We start from the raw sequence: 21,409 nt of genomic DNA, 5'->3' as shown, positions 1-21,409 counted from the left end.
TGCGCGCCACAGGAATGCGCGCAGAGCGCGCCACAGGAATGCGCGCAGAGCGCGCAATAGCCGCGAAGCGCGGCGGCCAGGTGAATACAGATGGGCCTCGTACTGACCGAAGACCAACAGATGCTGAAATCGTCGGCTGCCGACTTCGTAAAGAAGGAGTCACCGGTTGCCCGGGTTCGCCAGCTTCGCGACAGCGACGATCCGGCCGGATACTCGCCGCAGCTGTGGGCAAAGATGGCCGAGCTCGGATGGCCTGCCATCCTCATACCGGAGGAGTACGGCGGGCTCGGCATGGGAAACGTCGAGCTGGCATGCGTTCTGGAGGAATTCGGGCGCAACCTCGTTCCGGAGCCGCTGCTGTCGACCGTCCTGCTCGGCGCGAACGCCGTGCTTCTCGGCGGAAGCGACCAGCAGAAGAAGGAAATCCTTCCGTCGGTGGCCGACGGCACGCGCACGATGACGCTGGCGTGGCAGGAGCGCGGTTCGCGCTACGACCGGACCGTCTCGGCGACGCGCGCAGTCCGAAGCGGAACCGGCTACAGGATCTCCGGCGAGAAAACGCTCGTGCTCGACGGCGCGACCGCAAGCACGCTCGTCGTGGTTGCGCGAACCTCGGGCGGCGAGCGCGACGCGGCCGGCCTGTCGCTGTTCCTGGTCGAACGTGGAGCTGCCGGCCTTACGGTCGTTCCGCAGAAGACCATGCACCTGCGGCCGTCGTCGATCGTGCGCTTGTCGGACGTCGAGGTTCCGGCGTCCGCGATGATCGGTAACGAAGGGGGCGGCGCGGCCGTCGTCGAAGACACACTCGACCGTGCGACGGTCGGGCTTTGCGCCGAGATGCTCGGCAACATGCGCGCCACGTTCGAGATGACTCTCGAGTACCTGAAGACCAGGAAGCAGTTCGGCGTGCCGATCGGCAGCTTCCAGGCGCTCAAGCATCGCGCAGCCAAGGTCTATGTGGAGCTGGAGCTGGCGCGCTCGGCCGTGCTCGGCGCAGCGACGGCGCTCGACAATGCTGCCGCGGACGCACGCGCACTGGTCTCCGTGGCCAAGGCCCGCTGTTCGGACGCCGCGGTGCTGACCGGCTATGAAGGCGTCCAGATGCACGGCGGCATCGGCATGACCGACGAGCACGACATCGGGCTTTATCTCAAGCGGATGCGCGGCTCGGAGATGACCTTCGGCGACGCGGCGTGGCATCGCGACCGGTTCGCCTCGCTCCAAGGGTTCTGACCTTTCTCACATCCCGGGTACCCGCCCGGATGCGCCAATACGCGCAGGCACGTTCGACTTTGACGGCGGAGTCGCCAAGCGAGCGGAACAGCAAAGCTATCCACGGCGCTGACATTCAGTAAGCTGGCATGGCGTCAGCCTCGTTCGACCGGCATAGAGGGGCCGGCCTCGAGACTGCTGTCCGAACTGTCTGGAGGGCAATCGACATGGATCGACGGAGTTCTGCCTCACCTGCAAGGGCTGCTGAAGCCGGACCCGGCTCGGTGCGCCCACAGCGGGAAATGGCACGCTTCACAACCGCACTCGTCGCAGCGCTCACCGCTGCGGCAGCATTCATCTTCGCCGGTTCGGCAGACGCCGCGCGCGAGTTCACGGTCGAGGAGGCAGCATCAGCGCCGATCGAGGAGTTGATGAATGTCCAGGTCACGACCGTCGCAGGTTCGGAGGAGGACTGGTTCCGGTCACCCGCCGCGGTGTACGTGATCACCCCGGAACAGCTTCGCCGCACGGGGCACCACACGCTTGCCGACGTTCTTCGAATCGTTCCCGGTGTGTACGTGGGCAGCACCAACTCCCATTCGTGGACGGTCGGAATGCGCGGGTTCGCTGGAGGGCTCGCCAACAAAACGCTCGTCCTGATCGACGGCCGCGCGGTCTATGACCCGCTCTTCGGCGGAACGTTCTGGGACGTCCAGGACATCCTGCTGACGGATCTCGAGCGCATCGAAGTCATCCGCGGCCCGGGCGCCACGCTGTGGGGCGCGAACGCGGTCAACGGCGTGATCAACGTCATCACCAAGAGCTCGGCCGAGACGCAGGGCCTGTACGTCAAGGCCGGCGGCGGAAACATCGAGCACGGCTTCGCGTCGGCCCGCTACGGCGGCAAGCTTGGAAACGCAACGTACCGGGTTTTCGGCAAATACTTCGACCGCGATCACTACTCGCAGCAGAACTGCGATCTCGATGCTGCGGGCGAGTGCAGACCCGGCCGCGAGCGCACCGATTCCGCGCACGACGCATGGGACCTCGCACACGGCGGATTCCGCGTCGACATTCCGCACGGGCTCACGAACTTCACCGTGCAGGGCGACATCTACAACCTCGGGCATCTCGGCGAGTCGACGGCGATTCCGCAGGCGAACCAGAAGCCGCTGCAGGACATCAACACCGGCTGGACCAACGGCGGCAACCTGCTGATGCGCGGCAGTCACGCCATTTCACCGACCGCGGGCCTGTCGATGCAGGCGTACTACGATCGTACGTCACGCACGCAGGCTGCGGGGTTCCACGTCGAGCGCGACACGATCGATTTCGACTTCCGCCACTACTTCCGCCTGGGCGCGCGCAACGACATCCAGTGGGGTCTCGGAGACCGCACCAGCGCCGACCGGTCGCGCGACAGCGAGATCGTCTCGCTCGATCCCAGGTCGCGCAAGCTCAACACGATCAGCGGTTTCGTCCAGGACACGATCACGCTCGTTCCGAACGAGCTGTTCGCGATGATCGGCACCAAGCTCGAGAACAACAGCTTCACCGGATTCGAGGTCCAGCCCGGGGGGAGATTGTGGTGGACGCCGGATGATCGCGACACCCTGTGGGCGTCGATCTCGCGACCCGTTCGTGTGCCGACCCGCCTCGAACAGGACGGCTTCCTGGTCGTCGCAATTGCCGAAGCCGGCGGGCAGCAGCAGCCGGTCGGCGTGCTCGGCAATCCCGACGCGAAGTCGGAAAAACTGATCGCGTATGAAATCGGGTACCGGCACCGGTTTTTCGAAAATCTCACACTCGACATCGCTCCTTTCTATAACGACTATTCGAACCTGCTGTTCGTTCCGAAGACGCTCATCGGGACGTTCGCGAATGCCGGATCCGGGGAGAGTTACGGTGTCGAGGTCAGTTCCATGTGGCGGCCGTTCGAACGCTGGTCGCTGGAGGGGTCCTACTCATACGTCAAACTGGAGATTCACGGGGATATTCTGCCGTCGGACGAAGGTACCTCACCGCATCACCAGGTGAAGGTCTTCTCCTTCTTCGACCTGACCGACCAGATCGAGCTCAATACCGGACTCTACTACGTCGATGATGTCGTCACGCTCGGCGTGCCGTCGTACGTGAGACTCGATCAGGGCGTAACGTGGCACGCCACGAAGAACATCGACCTGGTCCTCTGGGGGCAGAACCTTCTCGAAGAACGGCACAGGGAAGCGTCCGACGTTCAGGTCGAGCGTGCGGTCTATGCAGAAGTGAACTTCCACTTTTAGGCGTTTTGTCGAGGGAAACGGCCAGATTCATGAAGCGCTGCCTGCACACGTTCCTGTTGCTCGCGACGATTGCGATCGTCGCCGGCGGCGAGGTGCGTGCGCATGCGCAGACGCTCGACGTCGAGAAGGCAGGACGCGTCAAGGCGGCCTACGTCCTCAACTTCATCCGCTATTCGCAATGGCCCGACGATGCGTTCGAGCAGCCCGACAGCCCGATCGTCGTTACCGAGGTGGGGGAGTGCGACGACGACAAGGTGTTGTCCGAGGTCATCCGTCACAGCCAGCCGATCGGTGGGCGTCAGGTCGTGCTCGAGCACGCACCGTACGGCTCGGATGACGCTGACCGTCAGGAATTCTACCGCAGTCTCGAGCAGTCCCATCTGGTGTACATCTGCTCGGCGGGACCCGAACCGATTGCGACGATCCTTGCACGCCTGAATCCGTCGAAGACACTGACCGTCGGCGACACCCCCGACTTCGTCGAGAATGGAGGCATGATCGGCTTTGTCTTCGAGCAGGATCGGATACTGTTTCAGGCCAATCCGAAAGCCATTCAGAAATCGCGTGTGACGATCAGCGCAAAAGTGCTCAAGCTCGCGAAGATCGTCGGCGGCGAAGAAATCCCCTAATGAGACTGCGTCCAATCCGATCGTTCGGAACCAAATTGACGCTGCTCGTCACGCTGACGACCGGCCTTGCCGTGTTCTCGGTGTCGACCGTTCTTGCGGTCATCGACTACTTCGACACCGAGCATGAAACGGCGTCGCTCGCCGACGCGCAGGTGCACATCATCGCGGGCAACAGCGAAGCGCCGCTCGCGTTCGGCGACCCCCAGCTCGGCAACGAAGCGCTGGCGGCGCTGAAAAACTCGGACAACGTTGCATCGGCCACGCTCTACACGCCGGACGGAAAGGTCTTCGCGCGCTACGACAATCCGTCCATCCGGCCGCCGGTTTTCGCGATGTGGCAGGAGGGACGGCGGCTCGAAGGAAGCTGGATGATCGTGACCGACGAGATCCGCGGTCCCGCCGGCGAGGTCGGTCGCCTTCAGGTCGTCTTCGATCGCAGCGCGGCGATCTCGCGCGCGTGGTACAACGCGAGCATCGTCTTCATCATCGCGCTGCTGACGATGCTCGGCGCGTTCCTGGTCGCGAGCCGGATCCGCAGGTTCCTCATCAAGCCGATCGCCGAGCTTGCGTCGGCGGCACGCCACGTTTCCGAAACCAAGGACTATTCCGCACGGGCGAGGAAGTACGGTGACGACGAGCTCGGAGCGTTCACCGACGTCTTCAACGAAATGCTCACGCAGATCCAGAAGCAGGACCTCGAGCTCCAGGTGGCGCACGTTCAGCGCGAGCAGCTGCTCGAGAGCGAGCGCAGCGCGCGCGGCGAGGTCGAGCGCGCGAGCCGCCTGAAGGACGAGTTCGTCGCGACGCTGTCGCACGAGCTGCGCACGCCGCTGTCGGCAATCCTCGGCTGGGCGATGATGCTGCGCGAAGGCGAGCTTGCGCCCGAAGACGCCGCCAAGGGGATCGAAGTCATCGAGCGCAATGCGCGCATGCAGACGCAGATCATCGAGGACCTGCTCGACATGAGCCGCATCGTCGCCGGCAAGCTCCGGCTCGACGTCCAGCAGGTGAATCTTCCGGAAGTCATCGAAACCGCGCTCGCCACGGTCGGACCGGCCGCCGAAGCCAAGGGCATCCGCCTGCAGACGCTCATCGATCCCAAGGTCGGGCCCGTGCGCGGCGATCCGAACCGGCTCCAGCAGATCGTCTGGAACCTTCTGTCGAACGCGATCAAGTTCACCGGCAAGGACGGCCGCGTCCAGCTCGCGCTGTCGCGCGTGAACTCGCACGTCGAGATTTCGGTGACGGACACGGGGCAGGGGATTCGCGCCGAGTTCCTGCCGTACGTGTTCGAGCGCTTTCGCCAGGCCGATGGCTCGACCACGCGCCGTCACAGCGGCCTCGGTCTCGGGCTGTCGATCGTCAAGCAGCTGGTCGAGCTTCACGGCGGAACGGTGCGCGCACGAAGCGGCGGCGAGGGCCAGGGGTCGTCGTTCACGGTCGAGCTGCCGCTGATGCCGATTCACGAACAGGAAGAAGAAACCGCCGATCGCTCGCACCCGCGGTCGCCGATGCAGCCGCAGAAGTTCCCGAGTGATCCGATGTCGCTCGAAGGCCTGCGGGTGCTGGTCGTCGACGACGAGGCTGATGCACGCGAAGTCGTGCGCCGGCTGCTCGTCGGGCACGGCGCCAGTCCCGACTGCGCAGCCTCGGCCCGCGAAGCGATCGAATCGTTCAAGGCGTCGCGTCCGGACGTGATCATCAGCGACATCGGTATGCCCGAGCAGGACGGCTACGAGCTGATCCGCAACATCCGTGTGCTCGAGCGGGCGCTCGGTCACACCACGCCGGCCGTCGCACTGACGGCGTTCGCGCGCTCGGAAGACCGAACGCGCGCGATGCTCGCGGGCTACCAGATGCACCTGTCGAAGCCCGTCGAGCCCGCGGAGCTGATCGCTACGATCGCCAGCGTGTCGGGCATCGCGACGCGGCGCGCCCCGGGCTGACGCAGCCTTCGCGTGAAATTGCGGAATTACTCGCCGACGTAGCCGAGCGACTTCAGCCGCTGCATCGTTTCGGTGTCGATCTGGATCGATGCATTGCCGCCGGTCTCGGTTTCGGTGCGGCGATGAAAACGCCACTGCCCGTCGAGCCACGCCGTCATGGCTTCGACGGCGGATGCGACTTCGGCGCGACGGGACCGGGCGCGGTTGCTCTTCTCGGCGGGATCGCCGGCCAGATCGTAATCTTCGAGCGCTCCCTGCTTCGGGTGCGTGATGCGGTTGAAGTGCTGGATGGTCTTCTCGTCCGGCGTGCGGCGCGAGACCTGCAGGTTGAAACCGCGCTTGTCGTAGAAATCGGAGAAGACGGCCGTACGCGTGCTCGTCGAGCCGCGGATCCAGCCCGCCAGGCTTTCGCCTTCGGTTGCTTCCGGCGCGGCCAGGCCGGCTGCATCGAGCAGCGTCGGAAACACGTCGAGGAGGCTCGTCTGTGCATCGATCGTCTCTCCGGCGTGCTCGCCGCCGGGAAGCCGCAGCAGCATCGGCACGTGCAGGACCTCGTCGTAGACGGTGCGGTGATGACCCTTGTTGCCGTGCTCGAAGAACTCGTCGCCATGGTCGGCGACGATCATGACCGCCGTCGAATCGAGCAACCCTTTTTCGCGCAGCCGGTCGAGGACCCGGCCGACGTGCTCGTCGGTGAAACGGATCTCGCCGTCATAGAGCGCAAGGATATGCTCGAGATCGCGCGGCGGCATCTTCGGATTGACGTCGTCGCGCTCGATGAACATGCGGCCGTCCATCGTGCCGGTGTAACCGGGGTCGAACATCGTGTCGTACGGCGGCGGAGGAACGTAGTCGTAGTGAATGTCGAAGTAGTGCAGGAACAGAAAGAACGGCTTTTCGTGCGTCTCGTCGAGCCACGCGAGGCCCTTTTCGTTGACCTGCGGTGACAGCACGGCTGCGCGCGCCTCGGCGCCTTTTCCCCACTGCGCGCTCAGGTCGATATACGTGTCCATGCCGCGGTCGTAGCCGTAGTGGCCGCTCACGTAGGGCCCGGAGACGAAGCCCGCGGTCGCATAGCCGGCATCGTGGAAGATCTCGCCGAGCGTGCGTACCGACGTCGGCAGCACGTTCGTGTCGACGACGACGCCGTGCGAAAGCTGCGAGCGGCCGGTGAACATCGTCAGGTGCGTCGGCAGCGTCCACGACGACGTCGAAATGGCGTTGCGGAACCGCACGCTTTCCTTCGCGAACCAGTCGAGGTTCGGGGTCGTGTCGCGCTTGTAGCCCCAGGCGCCCACGTGGTCCGCGCGAAGACTGTCGAGCGAGATCAGCACGACGTTGCGGTGTGCTCCCGCCGAGGGTGCGCTCGCTGCGGCTTTCGCCGCCGGCGCGGGGCGGGCGTTCGTCATCGCCAGCGCGCTTGCACCGACCATTGTGACGAGCCCGGCAATCGTCAGTGCCCGCGAACGCGAGAACAGCGGCGCGAGCGACCACGCGAGCACCCACGCGACCAGCGATACGGCGGTCGCGAGCAGCATCCCGTCGACGACCAGGCTTCGCGCGCGATACGCAAGCCGGCTGATGCGCAGCCCTTCGTCGAGACTGAACGCCGGAATCGAGACGGCAACGTGGACCACAAGCGCAAGCGCGGCCCACAGCAGAAGGTCGCCGCGAAGCGTTCCGCGCCGCCGCGAGACGAGCGCACACAGTGCGCCGCCGATGACACCGACAGCGGCAGCAACGACGAGCGTCGACGGCAGCAGCGGCGCAAGAGCCGAAAGCTTGTCGCCGACCGCAAGTCCCGCGAAGCGGTCGGGCAGCCCCGGGGCCCAATCGAAGAGCGCGCCGGCAAACCAGCGGATCTTGGCGAGGAAGTCGTAGGACTGATTCGGAAAGAATGCGTACGGCGGCAGCGTCTGGTGACGCCATACGAAAAGCAGCGCCGGGATCTCGACGGCCCACGTCGTCGCCGTCAGCAGCATCAGTGCGCCGAGGCAGCGCAGGAAACTCGAGGCTCGCGACGCCATCGCTCTCAGTCCGCCGTGCCCGGCCGAGGCAGGATTGCGGCCGGCTGCGCCGAGGCGGCAGCGTAGATGACAATCGCGGGGTTGAGGCTCTGGATCAGCGGACGATCGATCCACGGCGTAACCGAGAAACGTGCGGCTTCCGTGTAGCCGAGCTCGCCCGCGGTCAGCCTTCGCAGGAACTCGGCGTTGGCGTCACGCGTATAGTTCATGACTGCACCGCCGGCGCTGCGCTGGGCAGGCGAGTAGCCGCTGTCGGCGTCGGAGTCGCCATCGGAATCGCTTTGCCAGTCCTGCTTGTAGCGCACGGTGATCCCCGAAAGGCCGCTCGACGACAGCACGACGAGGTCCGGATGCCGCTCGGCGAACGCCGTCGCGTCGCGCTGCTCATAGGGAACTTCGATCACGTCGATGCCTTCGGGGAAGCGCGGAAGATACGCGCGATTCTGGTAGATTTCCACGCGCGGCCGGCGTGCGGCCTGAAGTGCCAGCCAGCGTTCGGCATCGTAGCGCGCATCGCCGGCCATCATCCGGTTGACGTCCCAGCCGTACGCGAAGATCCACACGGCGGCGAGAGCGGCAACGAGGATGCCGAGCGGTCTCCATCGCGCGGCGGGTCCGGTTCGCGCGCGCACCAGCTCGGCGATTGCGATGCCGGATGCGGCGCAGCAAAGCACCGTGAGCGGCAGCAGGTATCGCAGGCTGAGCGAGAGCATCGCCCGCACGCTGACGAGGTAGTAGCCGGCGCCGGCGGCAACGAGCAGCAGCGTCCACGCGGGCCGCCGTCTCGCCGCGATCAGAAACCCGGCGATCGAAAGCGCGAGCGTCGGCCAGCCGAGACTTGCGCTGAGGCGGGACAATGCGAGCGAGAGTTGCGCAAGCTCGACGCCGGCGCCGCGATTGCCGCCGAGCTGGATCGGGAAGTAGTACGGCGCGTAGCGCAGCGCGATTTCCGACGGCAGCGTCTGGGTCAGAAACTTCGTGCGCTGGACGAAGCCGAGCGGATTGAACAGGACGTTGTTGGCGAGCGCGATCGCGATCGCGAAGCTGAGGCCGGCCACCAGCCCGCCGCGGATCCATGTCCACACCGGGACCCGCATGATGAGCGAGCGCACCACGATCACCACCGGCACGGCAAGGAACGCTCCGGCCGCGAGCTCCTTGGTGGACACCGACAGCGCAGCTCCCGCACCGAGCAGGACCCACCATCGCAGCCGGCGGTCGTCTTCGATGATGCGAACCGCGCCGACGAGCGAGGCCAGCAGCCAGAACAGGTACGGCACCTCGACGTTGGTGGTCTGCGAATAGAACACCATCGGATACGCGAAGGTCGTCACGAGCGCCGCGCAGACTGCGGCACGCCGGCCGAAGCTCCGCGCCACGCACGCGTAGACGAGCAGCGCGCATCCGGCGCCCATCGCTGCACTGGCCGCGCGACCGATCCATGCGAGCATGGAAAGCGATGCGACCGGATCGGCGAGGCCGAACGGATAGTCGGACTGGAAGCCGGCAAGGCCGCCGGTCGCCCACAGCCACGCGAGATACGGAGCGTACAGCGCGCAGAGCAGGAACGCGTGAAAGGGCGGATATTTGAACCAGAACCATCCGCTGTTCCAGCCATGTCCGAAGTTGTGAAACGCGACGGCCAGCGGAGCGCTCGGCTTGATCGCATCCGCGGCCCACGTTTCGTCGCCGCCGGGAAGACCCCAGTCGAGCGCACGCGAATAGACGAACAGCGCGACGACCGCGACGAGCGCGGGAGCGACGAAGCTCGCCCGCAGCTGCTTCCAGCGCGCACGCAGCCCGTTCGTGAGCTGTGACGGAGACAAATCGGTTCAGCGGCGCAGCGCGGTGAGGATGTCGCGCGTCGCCCGCGAGCGGTTGAGCGTGTAGAAATGGATTCCCGGCGCTCCGCGCTCGATCAGCTCGCGGCATTGCCCGATCGCATAGTCGATGCTCAGCGCTTCGACGCGCTCCGGGTCGTCACGATGAGGTTCCAGGCGCGCATGCAGCTCGGCGGGGATGCTCGCTCCGCATCGCTGCGTGAAGCGCTCGATCTGCGACAGGTTCGTGATCGGCATGATGCCGGCAACGATCGGGATCCGGATGCCGGCCTCGCGGGCGCGCCGGACGAACTCGAAATACAACCGGTTGTCGAAGAACAGCTGCGTGATCAGGAAGTCCGTGCCCGCGCCGACTTTGCTCTGCAGCGCCTCGAGGTCGGCGTCGAACGATACGGCTTCGATGTGTTTCTCGGGATAGCACGCGGCAGCGACGCAGAACGGGCGCTGCTGCGCGCGGATCAGCGCGACGAGCTCGTTTGCATAGGTAAGTCCGTCGGGGTGCGGCTCGAATTCCGCTTCACCGGCCGGTGGATCGCCGCGCAGCGCGATCACGTTGCGGATGCCGGTGGCCTCGAGCCGGTCGAGCACCGAGGCGAGCTCGCCGCGCGATGCGCCGACGCAGGTCAGGTGGGCCATGGCCTCGATGCCGAGGTCGTTCAGGATGTAGCCGACGAGCTCCACGGTGCGATCGCGTGTGCTTCCGCCGGCGCCGTACGTAACCGACACGTAATCCGGACGCAGCGGCCGCAGCTCAGCGAGCGTGGCGAGGAGTGCGCGGTCCCCGGCCTCGGTCTTCGGCGGGAAGAACTCGAACGAGTAAACCGGCTCACCCCGCGACAGCAGGGACGAGATGTGCATCGAGGTCGTCGGGCGTCAGCCCTTCCTCTTGATCGATTCGATGATGACGTCGTCCTTCGGACGGTCCTGGAACACACCCGGAGTCTTGCTTTCGGGCTTGGGTGCATTTGCGATCGCGTCGACGACGTCCATGCCGGAGGTGACTTTGCCGAACACGCAGTAGCCGAAGCTTCCCGGAGTTTCGGCCTTGAAATCGAGGAACGCGTTGTCGGCCTGGTTGATGAAGAACTGCGCGGTCGCTGAGTCGACGACCTGGGTTCTGGCCATCGCGATCGTGCCGCGGGTGTTCTTGAGCCCGTTGTTGGCTTCGTTCTTGACCGGAGGCTTGGTCGGCTTCTGCTGCCCATCGGGCACGAATCCGCCGCCCTGGATCATGAAATCCTTGATCACGCGGTGAAAGATCGTGCCGTCGTAGTGACCGGCGTCGACGTAGTCGAGAAAGTTCTTGACGGTTGCCGGAGCCTTGTCGGGATAGAGCTCGACTTCGATCGTGCCCTTGTTGGTCTTGATCACGACGCTCGGGCCCGCTGCAACCGTCGCGGCGCTCTTCGGCGCGCTCGCCTTGTCGGGGCCTTTCGAGCAGCCGCCCGTCGGGCCGATGGCGAGAACCAGCGCGGCAGCGAGCAGCGCAGGACGGGCGCATGTGGATAGGGAACCGGCAACGGCGGGGAACGGCGAATTCATCGGCAACTCCTGAGTGCTCATGCTGCGGGTCGCAGGCGACGGGCGCGCATTGCGGTGCGTGCGGCGCGAGCATGCATAACATGGCAGGCATGGCCGCGAAAGCTTCCGCGGCCCGGTTCGCGCGGGCACGTTGACACCGTACCGGACCGCCCGTAGACGTTGCCGCGCCGCTCCACCGGGAGCGTGTCCAAGCGCAGGAGCAAACACGAAATGCAGGAGAGGCAGGCACGCAAGATCAGCGTCGAGGAGATCGCTTCGATCGTCGACGCGACGGACGAGATCGTTCGCGCGGCGGTAAAATCCGCATCCGAGCGCACCGACGGCGGAAAGAACATCGACTCGTGGCAGGTCCACTCCGAGCGCGTCGCCTACGTAGCGACCGAAGCCCTTGCTGCGCGCGCAATGCTCGACTACGCGCGCGGCGCCGTAGCGGCCGGCATCGACGCTGGCGTGCTCGTCGACGAGGCTGCCGTATACGCTGGTGAAGTCGCCGCCCGGCTCTGCGGCCAGATGGTCGCGGCCGGATCGGATTTCGCGCTGCCGCAGGGGCTGTTCGATCGTACGCTCGGCTCGGCAGCCATCCGCGAGCGGATCGAAGCGTGCGCCAGCGAAGACCGCATCCGCTCGATCGGCCGCGCAACGGCGTCGCAGCGGGGAGCCAACAACGCATGGATGCCCGAGGACGACGTCGTCATGGTGCGCGACTCGGTGCGAAGCTTCGCGCAGAAAGAAGTCGCGCCTCTTGCCGAGCGCATTCACCGGCACGACGAGCTGGTGCCCGACACGCTCATCCGCGCGATGGCCGACATGGGATATTTCGGGATGTCTGCGCCGGAGACGTACGGCGGCCTCGGCATGGGCAACCTCGCGATGATCATCACGACCGAGGAGCTGTCGCGCGTATCGCTCGCAGCCGCGGGCTCGCTGATCACGAGGCCGGAGATCCTGACCAAGGCCCTGCTCAAGGGCGGGACCGAAGAGCAGAAAAAGAAGTGGCTGGCACCGGTCAGCGCCGGCGAGATCATGGTCGGCATCTCCGTGACCGAGCCGAATACCGGATCCGACGTCGCATCGGTCGCGTGCCGTGCGGAGCCGGCGGAAGTCGGCGGACGCAGCGGATGGCTGATCAACGGTGCGAAGGCATGGTGCACGTTTGCCGGCCGCGCGAACGTGCTTGCGCTGCTCGCACGCACCAATCCCGACCTGAAGACCGGAGCACGCGGTCTGTCGCTGTTCATCGTCGAGAAGGATGCGTTCGACGGCCACGAGTTCGAGATGCGCCAGCCGACCGGCGGCGTGCTGCACGGCAAGGCGGACGCGACTCCGGGCTACCGCGGCATGCATTCGTACACGCTCGCGTTCGAGAACTACTTCGTGCCTTCCGAGAACCTGATCGGCGGCGAGGGTGGACTCAACAAGGGATTCTACCTGCAGATGAACGGCTTCGCGGCGGGGCGCCTGCAGACGGGTGGGCGCGCAACCGGCCTCGCGCAGGCTGCGCTCGAAGCGGCCGCAGCCTATGCGATCGATCGAAAGCAGTTCGGCAGTGCGCTCGTCGACTTCCAGCTGACCCAGTACAAGCTCGGGCGCATGGCGACGGCGACGCAGGTCGCGCGCCAGATCACCTATCGTGCGGCGCGTGCGATGGACGCCGACGAGACGATTTCGCTCGAGCCGGCGATGGCCAAGCTCCTCGCGTGCGACGTTGCCGTGGCCGTGACCCAGGAAGGGCAGTTGCTGCACGGGGGGTGGGGCTATGCCGAGGAGTACCCCATCTCGCGCTACGTCGTCGATGCGACCGTTCTTCCGATTTTCGAGGGGGTCAAGCCCGTCCTCGAGCTGAAGGTCATCGCGCGGCAACTGCTCGCGGCCTCCTAGCCGGCCGCGCGGGCGGATCGGTCCGCCGTCAAATCTGGGTAGTGCGCACGGTTCTGTCCGCCGCTGTCCGAACTTGTACGGGCGGCGGCCGCGCGGTTACGCGCAAATCGAGCGATTTCAAGCACTTTCTTCCGGTTCCCGAGCTGGCTTCGGGATTGCTCTGACCTCCGCATACGGCCACGCGGCCGAACCGACGGCTCCTGCCGTCCTGTGGAGGAAGAGGAAGATGAGGAAAGCGGCACACACCACCCAGCCGGCGGCACAGCCATCCATCAACAAGAGCGAGCGCTTCACGCGGACGCGACCGCGGTCGTTCTTTTCGGCGACGGCCCAGGATCCGCTCATCGAGGATCAGAACGAGCGCACGCCCGAGCGCGCGCTGATGCTGGCCGTCCTCGAGGATGCCGTGGCCTGCTATGCCGGACGTCTCAAGGCCCCCCGCGAGAACCCGAAGATCCTGCGCCGCCAGGCAGCGTTCTGGCTCAGCTGCGAGGACTGGGATTCGCCGTTCTCGTTCAACAATGTCTGCGAAGCGCTGGCGCTCGACCCGACGGCCATCCGCGAGCGGATCCTCGGCGAGGAACCGGACGGCCGCTGACCCACCTGCGCTTTTACGCCACTTCCGGAGCTTGCAAAGCTGCCCGAATCCGGGCTCTATGCGACGCAAGCTTGCAATGCTCGAGAGGCAATCCCGGGTATCGCAGGTTGATGGGGAGAGCGGGTCGCGCATCCATCGAGTTCCGGAGGCAAGGCGGCGTGACACAGATCGACGATCAGCGTGTCCTTTCCGAGGCGTCACACGACCTCGCCAATCACATCCACCGCGCCTACTACTTCCTCGAGCTGATCGAAGGAGCGGTGGATCCCGAAAATGAAAAGCTTCACTCGCTGCTGACAGGATTGAAAGAAAGCATCGAGAACGTCGAATCGATCGCGCGCTCGACGATGCAGTACATCCGGCCGGTCGAGCTGCGCCGGCTGCTCGTGCGCATGGACGACCTGGTCGCGAGCCTGCGCCAGCACGTCGGGTTGCGTCCCGTCGAGCTGGCCGGAGATCTGGATGCGGGCCAGTGCGAGGTGAGCGTGGATCCCGGAAGGATCTCCGAGGCGCTCGCATTCCTGTGCCGTGCCGCATCGGGAGACGACCGCACGCAGTCACCGATTGTCATCGAGCTGATCGGTGGTGATCCGGTCGGCCTTCGAATCCACCGCTTGCAAGGCGTCACTACCGGCGTGCCCGACGATCTCAAGCTCGCGCTCACCGCGAGGATCGCGGAGCTGCACGGTGGAGCGCTCGACATTCAAAACGGCGATCGCTCGTCGTGGACGCTGAAGCTGCCGGTTGCTTCCCAGGGAGCGTGACGATGGCGCAACGTATTCTAGTCGTAGACGACGATCCTCTCATCTGCCGCCAGCTCGAGGACCTGTTCCGCGAGCGGCACTACGAAGTCGACAGCGCGGGCAATGCGACCGAGGCACTGGCGCTGCTCGAACAGTTCGACTACGCACTCGGCGTCGTCGACCTGAAGATCCCGGGCACCGACGGTCTCAGCCTTACGCGGCAGATCCACGAACGCTGGACCGACTTCGGCGTCATCATCATCACCGGCTACGCATCGATCAAAGGCGCCGTCGAGGCCATCCGCCAGGGTGCCAACGACTACATCACCAAGCCGTTCGAGCGCGAAGAGATCCTGCTGGCGACCGAAAAGATCCTGGAAAAGCGCCGGCTGCTCGATGAAATCAGCTATCTGCGCAGCCAGCTTTCGGAGCGCTATTCGTTCGCGAACATGGTCAGCCGCAATCCCGTCATGCACGAGATTTTCCGGACGATCGAGGCGCTGTCGCAAAACGACGCGACTGTTCTGATCACCGGCGAGTCGGGCACGGGCAAGGAGCTGGCGGCGCGCGCCGTGCACTTCCAGGGCCGTCGCAAGAGCGGGCGCTTCGTGGCGATCAATTGTGCGGCGTTTCCGGATACGCTGCTCGAGACCGAGCTGTTCGGACACGAGCGCGGAGCGTTCACCGGCGCCGTCCAGGACCGCACCGGCAAGATCGAGCTGGCCAACGGCGGCACGCTGTTCCTCGACGAGATCGAGAGCATCTCACCATCGATGCAGCTCAAGCTGCTGCGCGTGCTCGAGCAGCGCGAGGTCGAAAAGCTCGGCGGCAACCGCCTGATCAAGGTGAACATCCGCGTGATCGCGGCCACCAACCGCGACCTCGAGCAGATGGTCGCGCGCGGCGAGATGCGCGAGGATTTCTTCTATCGCATCAACGTCGTGCCGATCGTGATCCCGCCGCTGCGCGACCGGCTCGAAGACATCCCGCTGCTGGCGACCGAGATCCTGAAGAACAATCCGCACTCCCGGGAACGGGGCGGAATGCGCGTGTCCAACAAGGCGCTCCAGGTCCTGATGTCGTACCACTGGCCGGGAAACGTTCGCGAGCTCGGCAACGTGCTCGAGAGGTCGATCCTCAAGGCCGCCGGGCCGATGATCAAGGACGTCGATCTGCCGGTCGGAAGCGGCTCGCCGTCGGCGACAACCGGCCCGGGCCGGGCTCGCGACTACGAGCTGCCGCTGCGCGAGTTCCTGAAGCGCGCCGAGAAAGACTACCTGGCGTCCGTGCTGCGCCGCGCCAGAGGCGGGATTTCCTCGACGTCCAAGCACGCCATGGTCGACGCAGCCACGCTGCATCGCAAGATGAAGCAGCACGGGCTGAAGCGGGAGGATTTCCGGCGTCCTCGCGAGCCCCAGTCGACGGGCTGATCCGGTCCGTTTGCGACCCGTTAAAACGTCTCTTGTCTTACGTGCACGGTTGGGTACCACCGTGCATCATGCGATAACGTTCCTGACGAGGCTGCCCGAGGCGGCCGGCAAGGCACACTGGACACATTGGAGATGTACGCTCACTTCTACCACCTCTCGGAAAATCCCTTCAATCTGACCCCGGACCCGAAGTTCCACTACATCAACGAGTCCACGCGCGAAGCCCTCGCCGCGGTGCTCTACGGGATCAAGTCGAGAAAGGGCTTCCTGACACTGATCGGGGAGGCGGGTACCGGAAAGACCACGCTGCTGCGTCGCATCGTCGACGAGATCGAGGGCGAGACGCGCGTCGTCTTCGTCTTCAACCCCGGAGTCTCATTCGACGAGCTTCTCGAGTACCTGTGCATGGAGCTCGGCATCCGCACGGATCCGGGCGGCCGCCTGCAACTGATCGAGCGGCTCAACCATTACCTGCTCGAACAGCTCACCGACGGACGCAACGTCGTCGTCATCATCGACGAAGCCCAGACGCTCGACGACGAGGTTCTCGAAGAGCTTCGCATGCTGTCGAACCTCGAGACCTCCAAGGAAAAGATCCTGCAGATCGTGCTGAGCGGCCAGCCCGAGCTGGAAGAAAAGCTGCGGCGGCCGAACCTGCGCCAGCTCCGGCAGCGGATCGGCGTGCGGGCCACGCTCAAGCCGATGCGCAGCGACGAGATCCGTGCGTACGTGGAAACGCGCCTGCGAAGCGCCGGCGGTCAGAAGGCCGAGCTTTTCACCAGCGCCGCCCTGATGCGCTGCTGGCAGGCGTCGCAGGGAATCCCGCGCGTCATCAACGTGATCTGCGACAACGCAATGATGGTTGCGTTCGCCGAAGGCAGCGAGCGCATCACGATCTCGGTGATGAATGCGGCGATTCGCGATCTCGACGGCGAGACGCGCTCGCAGGCGTGGATGGGAAGTTTTCGCGAGAAGATTTCCCGGCCGGCGCTGCGGTACGGAATCGCAGCGGTGGTCGTGATCGGTGCCGCATTCGCTCTCGGGCGCGGCCTCGCCGATCGTCCGTGGGAGTCGTCGCGGGGATTGTCGTCGATCGTCAAGACCACGCCGGCGCCGGAAGCAGCCTCGGCTTCCGCACGGCCGGCGCCCCCAGCGCCTGTTGCCGTTGCGCGCGTGGAACCGCCGCGTCCGAATGTCGCTCCCGCTGCACCGGTCGCACCGATACCGGCTCCGGCACCGGAGTCTGTCCCTGCTCCGGCCAAACCCGAAGGGCTCTACGGCATTCCGGCGGAGGTCCCGCCTGCTGTCCCGACGCAAGCGACGGCCGCAGCCAGTCCCCCGTCGGCGCCGACGCGCGATCCGTCTTTGCAGGCCGGCCTTCCGCCGGCCGTCGGCGCTCTCGGCGACACCACGTACAACGTGGCAAGTCCGCCTCAGGCACAGCCGCCGGCATCTTCCGTTTTGACCTTGCCTGCGGCTCCCGCGCGACCGGACCCGGCCGCATCGGAAGAAGCCAACCAGGCAGCGGCGCAGGAAGCCGCCATCGGTGAGACAGTCCAGGGCAGTTTGCGGCGAGCCGAAGAGGCGGCCCGCTCGACTGCCGCCCGGCTGTACGGCAGCGGTTCGCCGGAGCCGGCGTCCGACCTCAGGGGTCGTGACGTTGCCTCGCTCTCGAAGCGGACGTCGATCAGCGATCAGCTGAGCGACGACGAAAAGGCCAAGGCGCTGCGCCAGCGCAAAGAGATCGAGCGGCAGGCGGCCGAGGCGAAGGCCGCCGAAGCCAAAGCGGCAGAAGCGCGTGCCGCTGAAGCGCGGACGGCGGAAGCCATGCGCCGAACCGAGCTGCCTCCGCCGGCCACGCCTGCATCGCGGCTGCCCGCGGAAGCACCACCGTCGGTCGCCTCGGCACCGACCGGACTCGCGGACGGGCTCGAAAATGCAGCGTCTTATACCGCGGCATCCGCTCCGGCACGTGCGCCGAGAGCCGGCGAGGCACCTGCCGTCGGGCGGCACCTGCGCGTGACGCGAGGCGACACGGTCTGGGCTATCGCGATGCAGTATTACGGAAGCGTCGATTCGTCGGTGCTGACCGAGATCTATCGCTACAACCCCGAGATCCGTAACGCGCACCAGCTGCCGGTCGGAAGCGAGGTCTTCGTTCCGTTCCTCAAGCCGGAGCACATGGTGGATCCGGTCCAGGGCGGCGGCTATCGCGTGCTGGTCGCGGAAAGCACCGAACCCGGCGAGATCGCGAAGGCTTCGTCATGGGCAGCGTCCCGGCTGCCGGGCCGCGAGCTGCGAACCGCGAGCAAAGGGCACGACAACCCCGTGCAGACGGTTTACGCCACCGGCTTCACCGGGCGGGAAGCGGCGCTGGCCGCAGCGCGGCAGCTGCTCGGACCCCGGTCTCAGTAACGATTCCGCGATTTTCGTGTCTTGTTGGACGTCGGACGCACAGGTACTCTCCGTGCGTCAGCGCGACGCCTGGTAGTGGCCTCCTCACACTCGTTTCGCGCATGACTGGTCGACTGGCCCTCGGCGAGCGGTAGCCGAAGGCCGGCGTCTCTCCGAACATCGACTAGACTAAAGGTGCGGAACACGTTGAGGATTTGTTGTAACTTTCCAAAGTATGCTCTATTCGTCAGGGCTCGGGTTGTACATGCCGCATCGCGTTTGGCGGTGGACGATTGCATCGGTGGTCACATTCCGAAGCCGTTCGGGTCGGCTTGAGCTGGGGTGGGGAATTCCGTGCGGGGACGACGTGTAGCTAGCAGCAGCGGACTGGGCGGAGGGTCCGTTGCAGATGGCGATGTCTGTCCTCGTGCCGCTTGGAAATCGCATCGTTTGGTTACGCATTTTCGCTCTTCCTCCGCAGTCGGAAACAGTGGCGGCAACGCCATCGAAAATGTCGCGAAGTCTCTTCGTGGCGCGGTCTCAGGTTTGCAAGCGGGGTTCATGAAAGCACGCGTACTCATGATTGTTTTGCCGGCTCTCGTATTGAGCGGCTGCTTTCATAACTACAATGCTGCTGCGCTCGCGCCCGAAGCCGCTCCCGCTCTCGAAATGGGTGCAGGTTCCGAGCCGGTCGTCTCTCCCATCTACCGTCTTCAGCCCGGCGACAGGGTTACCATCCACTCGCAGTTTCACGATCAGCTTTCCGGCGACGCGACGGTCGGACCCGACGGCCAGCTCGTGGTGCCGTCGGTCGGTGCGTTCCAGGCGGTCGGCCTGACGGCCGACGAGCTCGGCGCCGAGATTACGCGCCGCGCAGCGCTCACGTACCGGCAGCCGCAGATCAACGTGGCCGTCAAGGAATACACCAACTACCGGGCCTACATCGGCGGCGAAGTGAAGAAGCCCGGCTACGTGATCCTGAAGCCCGGCGTCACGACGATCCGTGCGGTCATGGAAAGAGGAGGATTCACGTACGGCGCGCGCCTCGACAGCGTGCTGCACATCGCCTGGAATGCGCAGGGCGGATACTCTGCCAAGCGCCTCGATCTTCGCCGTGTTCTGGAGACCGGCGATACCTCGCAGGATCTCGCACTCGGCCCGAATGACGTGATCTACGTGCCTGCCACGTGGATCACGAATGCCGACCTTTGGGTTCGCCAGTGGATCGTCGACCTCATCCCGATTCGCGAGCCGACCGTCCGGCCTCTCGGGTACTGAAGACCGATGGACCAGCGATCTCTCTACCTTCTGCGACAGGCGATCACTGCCATCTTCAAGCGGTGGCGGCTCGTCGCGCTCCTCATCGTCACGATCGTCGTGCCGTTCAATTTCTTCAACTTCGTGATCCGCCAGCCGTCGTACGTGGCGCGCTCGATGATCATGATCACGAAGGACCGCGGCTACGTGGAGATCTCGCCGCTCGAACGCGAACACGCGGCCGACTCGCTGCCGAATGAAATGATGGTCAACTCGGAGATCCAGCTGCTGCGCAGCCGCGATCTCATCCGGCGTCTTCACGACGAGCTCGACACGCAATCGGCGACCAACCCGGAAGGCGCGTTCCCGGTGCCGTCGGTCGTGCAGCTCGAACAGCGCATTGCGGCGATGCGGCGCCCGCAGTCGAACGTCGTCGAAGTTTCCTATCGAAGCTCCAATCCGGACTTCGCGATCCAGACCGTGAACACGCTCGTCGACCTGTACGAGAAAGAGCACATCGAGAAGCACAAGACCTCCGGTGCGCTCGAGTTCTACGGAAAGGAGACGGCGTCGGCCAAGGAAAGCTTTGTCCAGGCCGACCTCGAGCTCGAGCGCTTCGATGCGACCAACGGCCTGACCTCGGTCGCGACCGAGAAAGACAACATGATGCGCCAGAGGGCGCAGCTCGAGGCCGACCTTCGCCGCACCGAAGCCCAGGTCACCGAGCTGACGACCAAGGTCGCGGCATACGAAGCCGAGCTCGAATACATTCCGGAGCAGGAAGCGGTCGAGACCGAGATGGTCCCCAACCCGCTGCTCGGTTACCTCCGCCAGAACGTCGCCCGGCTCGAGATGGAGCGCGAGCGGCTGCTGCAGCTCTACACGCCGCAACACCGCCTCGTCGTCGACGTCGAGACCGAGCTGGCCGCGATCAAGTCGCAGCTCGCCGGCCAGGAAGGCACCGTCATCGGCCGCAAGAAGATGTCGCAGACACCTACCCGCCGGCGGCTCCAGGAAGAGCTGCTGACGTCGCAGGCCGAGCTCGGCGCGCTCGAAGCCCGGCGCGCAATGCTCGCCGAGCGCATCACCGACTACGAAGGCAAGATCCGCGTGCTGCACGCCAAGCACTACGAAGTCATGCGCCTGCGGCGCGACCGCGAAGAAGCCAAGAACCAGTACGACGCGGTCCTCGGCAAGTTCAACGAAGCCAAGATCTCCGAAGCGATGGACCTGGCCGGCCTGTCGAACGTCTCGGTCATCGAGGCAGCGGCCGGGCCGCTTGCACGCGAAGCGGACTACCGTTTCGTGACGCTCGCGTTGACCAGCTTCCTCGCGCTGCTCCTCGGCGTGAGCGCGGCCGTGCTGCTCGAGCTCATCAACCCGGTCATGAACAGCGATCTCGATGTACGCCACCATCTCGACCTGCCGGTGCTCGCGGCAATTCCCGCAAGCGCAGGCGGCGGCGGTCCTGGAGGGAACCTGAACTTCCAGGGCAACAACCTGCAGAACAACCAGCAGGGCAACCAGGGCAACAACGCCGGCAACGGCTACCGTGTCGGCAACGCGAGACGTCCTGGCAATCGTCGCGGCAACGGGAACAACGGAGGCGGCCGACCGGTCTGACGACCGG

Annotated in this window: 15 protein-coding genes; 11 read left to right on the top strand and 4 right to left on the bottom strand. The window is 65.4% G+C overall.

The window, feature by feature from the left end; all coding sequences use genetic code 11:
* Positions 1-90: 90 nt before the first annotated feature.
* The 4 genes from VN634_00165 (at position 91) to VN634_00150 (ending at position 6,069) form a co-directional block, all read left to right on the top strand.
* Complete coding sequence (locus tag VN634_00165; GenBank protein ID HXC49270.1) at positions 91-1,233, top strand: acyl-CoA dehydrogenase family protein; 1,143 nt, start codon at positions 91-93, stop codon at positions 1,231-1,233.
* A 281-nt stretch (positions 1,234-1,514) separates the two neighbouring features.
* Complete coding sequence (locus tag VN634_00160) at positions 1,515-3,494, top strand: TonB-dependent receptor (GenBank protein ID HXC49269.1); 1,980 nt, start codon at positions 1,515-1,517, stop codon at positions 3,492-3,494.
* Between the two features lie 29 nt (positions 3,495-3,523).
* Positions 3,524-4,123, top strand: a complete 600-nt coding sequence (locus VN634_00155; protein HXC49268.1) for a YfiR family protein — start codon at positions 3,524-3,526, stop codon at positions 4,121-4,123.
* On the top strand, positions 4,123-6,069 hold the full coding sequence (locus tag VN634_00150) for an ATP-binding protein (protein HXC49267.1): 1,947 nt from the start codon (positions 4,123-4,125) through the stop codon (positions 6,067-6,069). Before VN634_00155 ends, VN634_00150 begins: the two co-directional genes overlap by 1 nt.
* Before the next feature lie 26 nt (positions 6,070-6,095).
* Here the strand turns inward: VN634_00150 and VN634_00145 are convergent, their stop codons facing one another.
* The 4 genes from VN634_00145 to VN634_00130 are packed head-to-tail and all read right to left on the bottom strand — an operon-like array spanning position 6,096 to position 11,479.
* Positions 6,096-8,096, bottom strand: a complete 2,001-nt coding sequence (locus VN634_00145; protein HXC49266.1) for a sulfatase — start codon at positions 8,094-8,096, stop codon at positions 6,096-6,098.
* Between the two features lie 5 nt (positions 8,097-8,101).
* Positions 8,102-9,922, bottom strand: coding sequence for a glycosyltransferase family 39 protein (locus VN634_00140; GenBank protein ID HXC49265.1), 1,821 nt, complete (start codon positions 9,920-9,922; stop codon positions 8,102-8,104).
* 6 nt (positions 9,923-9,928) lie between these two features.
* Positions 9,929-10,795, bottom strand: coding sequence for a methylenetetrahydrofolate reductase [NAD(P)H] (gene metF / locus VN634_00135; protein ID HXC49264.1), 867 nt, complete (start codon positions 10,793-10,795; stop codon positions 9,929-9,931).
* Positions 10,796-10,810: 15 nt separating this feature from the next.
* Positions 10,811-11,479: a peptidylprolyl isomerase gene (locus VN634_00130; protein HXC49263.1), complete on the bottom strand. Its 669-nt coding sequence runs from the start codon at positions 11,477-11,479 to the stop codon at positions 10,811-10,813.
* Positions 11,480-11,689: 210 nt separating this feature from the next.
* On the opposite strand from VN634_00130, the gene VN634_00125 reads away from it, so the two are divergent.
* The 7 genes from VN634_00125 to VN634_00095 all read left to right on the top strand — a co-directional run bounded on the left by VN634_00125 (position 11,690) and on the right by VN634_00095 (position 21,402).
* The gene (locus VN634_00125) at positions 11,690-13,357 is read left to right on the top strand and encodes an acyl-CoA dehydrogenase family protein (GenBank protein HXC49262.1); all 1,668 of its coding nucleotides are present in this window, start codon (positions 11,690-11,692) and stop codon (positions 13,355-13,357) included.
* A 226-nt stretch (positions 13,358-13,583) separates the two neighbouring features.
* On the top strand, positions 13,584-13,955 hold the full coding sequence (locus tag VN634_00120; protein ID HXC49261.1) for a hypothetical protein: 372 nt from the start codon (positions 13,584-13,586) through the stop codon (positions 13,953-13,955).
* Positions 13,956-14,113: 158 nt separating this feature from the next.
* Positions 14,114-14,719, top strand: a complete 606-nt coding sequence (locus tag VN634_00115; GenBank protein HXC49260.1) for a hypothetical protein — start codon at positions 14,114-14,116, stop codon at positions 14,717-14,719.
* A 2-nt stretch (positions 14,720-14,721) separates the two neighbouring features.
* Positions 14,722-16,128, top strand: a complete 1,407-nt coding sequence (locus VN634_00110; GenBank protein ID HXC49259.1) for a sigma-54 dependent transcriptional regulator — start codon at positions 14,722-14,724, stop codon at positions 16,126-16,128.
* A 132-nt stretch (positions 16,129-16,260) separates the two neighbouring features.
* Positions 16,261-18,543 (top strand): AAA family ATPase, encoded by a 2,283-nt coding sequence (locus tag VN634_00105; protein ID HXC49258.1) that lies wholly within the window; start codon positions 16,261-16,263, stop codon positions 18,541-18,543.
* Between the two features lie 540 nt (positions 18,544-19,083).
* A complete protein-coding gene (locus VN634_00100) occupies positions 19,084-19,800 on the top strand; it encodes a polysaccharide biosynthesis/export family protein (GenBank protein HXC49257.1) in 717 nt (238 codons plus the stop codon).
* 6 nt (positions 19,801-19,806) lie between these two features.
* The gene (locus VN634_00095; GenBank protein HXC49256.1) at positions 19,807-21,402 is read left to right on the top strand and encodes a hypothetical protein; all 1,596 of its coding nucleotides are present in this window, start codon (positions 19,807-19,809) and stop codon (positions 21,400-21,402) included.
* Positions 21,403-21,409: the final 7 nt, after the last annotated feature.

The organism is Candidatus Limnocylindrales bacterium (genome assembly GCA_035571835.1).
Lineage (GTDB): Bacteria > Desulfobacterota > Binatia > UBA1149 > CAITLU01 > DATNBU01.
This window is presented reverse-complemented; position numbering and strand designations above follow the sequence as displayed.

Bases quoted from the DNA above. Each gene is read 5' to 3' on its own strand.
- VN634_00105 (HXC49258.1), top strand. From the start codon at position 16,261: ATGTACGCTCACTTCTACCACCTCTCGGAAAATCCCTTCAATCTGACC.
- VN634_00110 (HXC49259.1), top strand. From the start codon at position 14,722: ATGGCGCAACGTATTCTAGTCGTAGACGACGATCCTCTCATCTGCCGC.
- VN634_00155 (HXC49268.1), top strand. From the start codon at position 3,524: ATGAAGCGCTGCCTGCACACGTTCCTGTTGCTCGCGACGATTGCGATC.
- VN634_00160 (HXC49269.1), top strand. From the start codon at position 1,515: ATGGCACGCTTCACAACCGCACTCGTCGCAGCGCTCACCGCTGCGGCA.
- VN634_00125 (HXC49262.1), top strand. From the start codon at position 11,690: ATGCAGGAGAGGCAGGCACGCAAGATCAGCGTCGAGGAGATCGCTTCG.
- VN634_00100 (HXC49257.1), top strand. From the start codon at position 19,084: ATGAAAGCACGCGTACTCATGATTGTTTTGCCGGCTCTCGTATTGAGC.
- VN634_00150 (HXC49267.1), top strand. From the start codon at position 4,123: ATGAGACTGCGTCCAATCCGATCGTTCGGAACCAAATTGACGCTGCTC.
- VN634_00130 (HXC49263.1), bottom strand. From the start codon at position 11,479: ATGAATTCGCCGTTCCCCGCCGTTGCCGGTTCCCTATCCACATGCGCC.
- VN634_00165 (HXC49270.1), top strand. From the start codon at position 91: ATGGGCCTCGTACTGACCGAAGACCAACAGATGCTGAAATCGTCGGCT.
- VN634_00120 (HXC49261.1), top strand. From the start codon at position 13,584: ATGAGGAAAGCGGCACACACCACCCAGCCGGCGGCACAGCCATCCATC.
- metF (HXC49264.1), bottom strand. From the start codon at position 10,795: ATGCACATCTCGTCCCTGCTGTCGCGGGGTGAGCCGGTTTACTCGTTC.
- VN634_00145 (HXC49266.1), bottom strand. From the start codon at position 8,096: ATGGCGTCGCGAGCCTCGAGTTTCCTGCGCTGCCTCGGCGCACTGATG.
- VN634_00095 (HXC49256.1), top strand. From the start codon at position 19,807: ATGGACCAGCGATCTCTCTACCTTCTGCGACAGGCGATCACTGCCATC.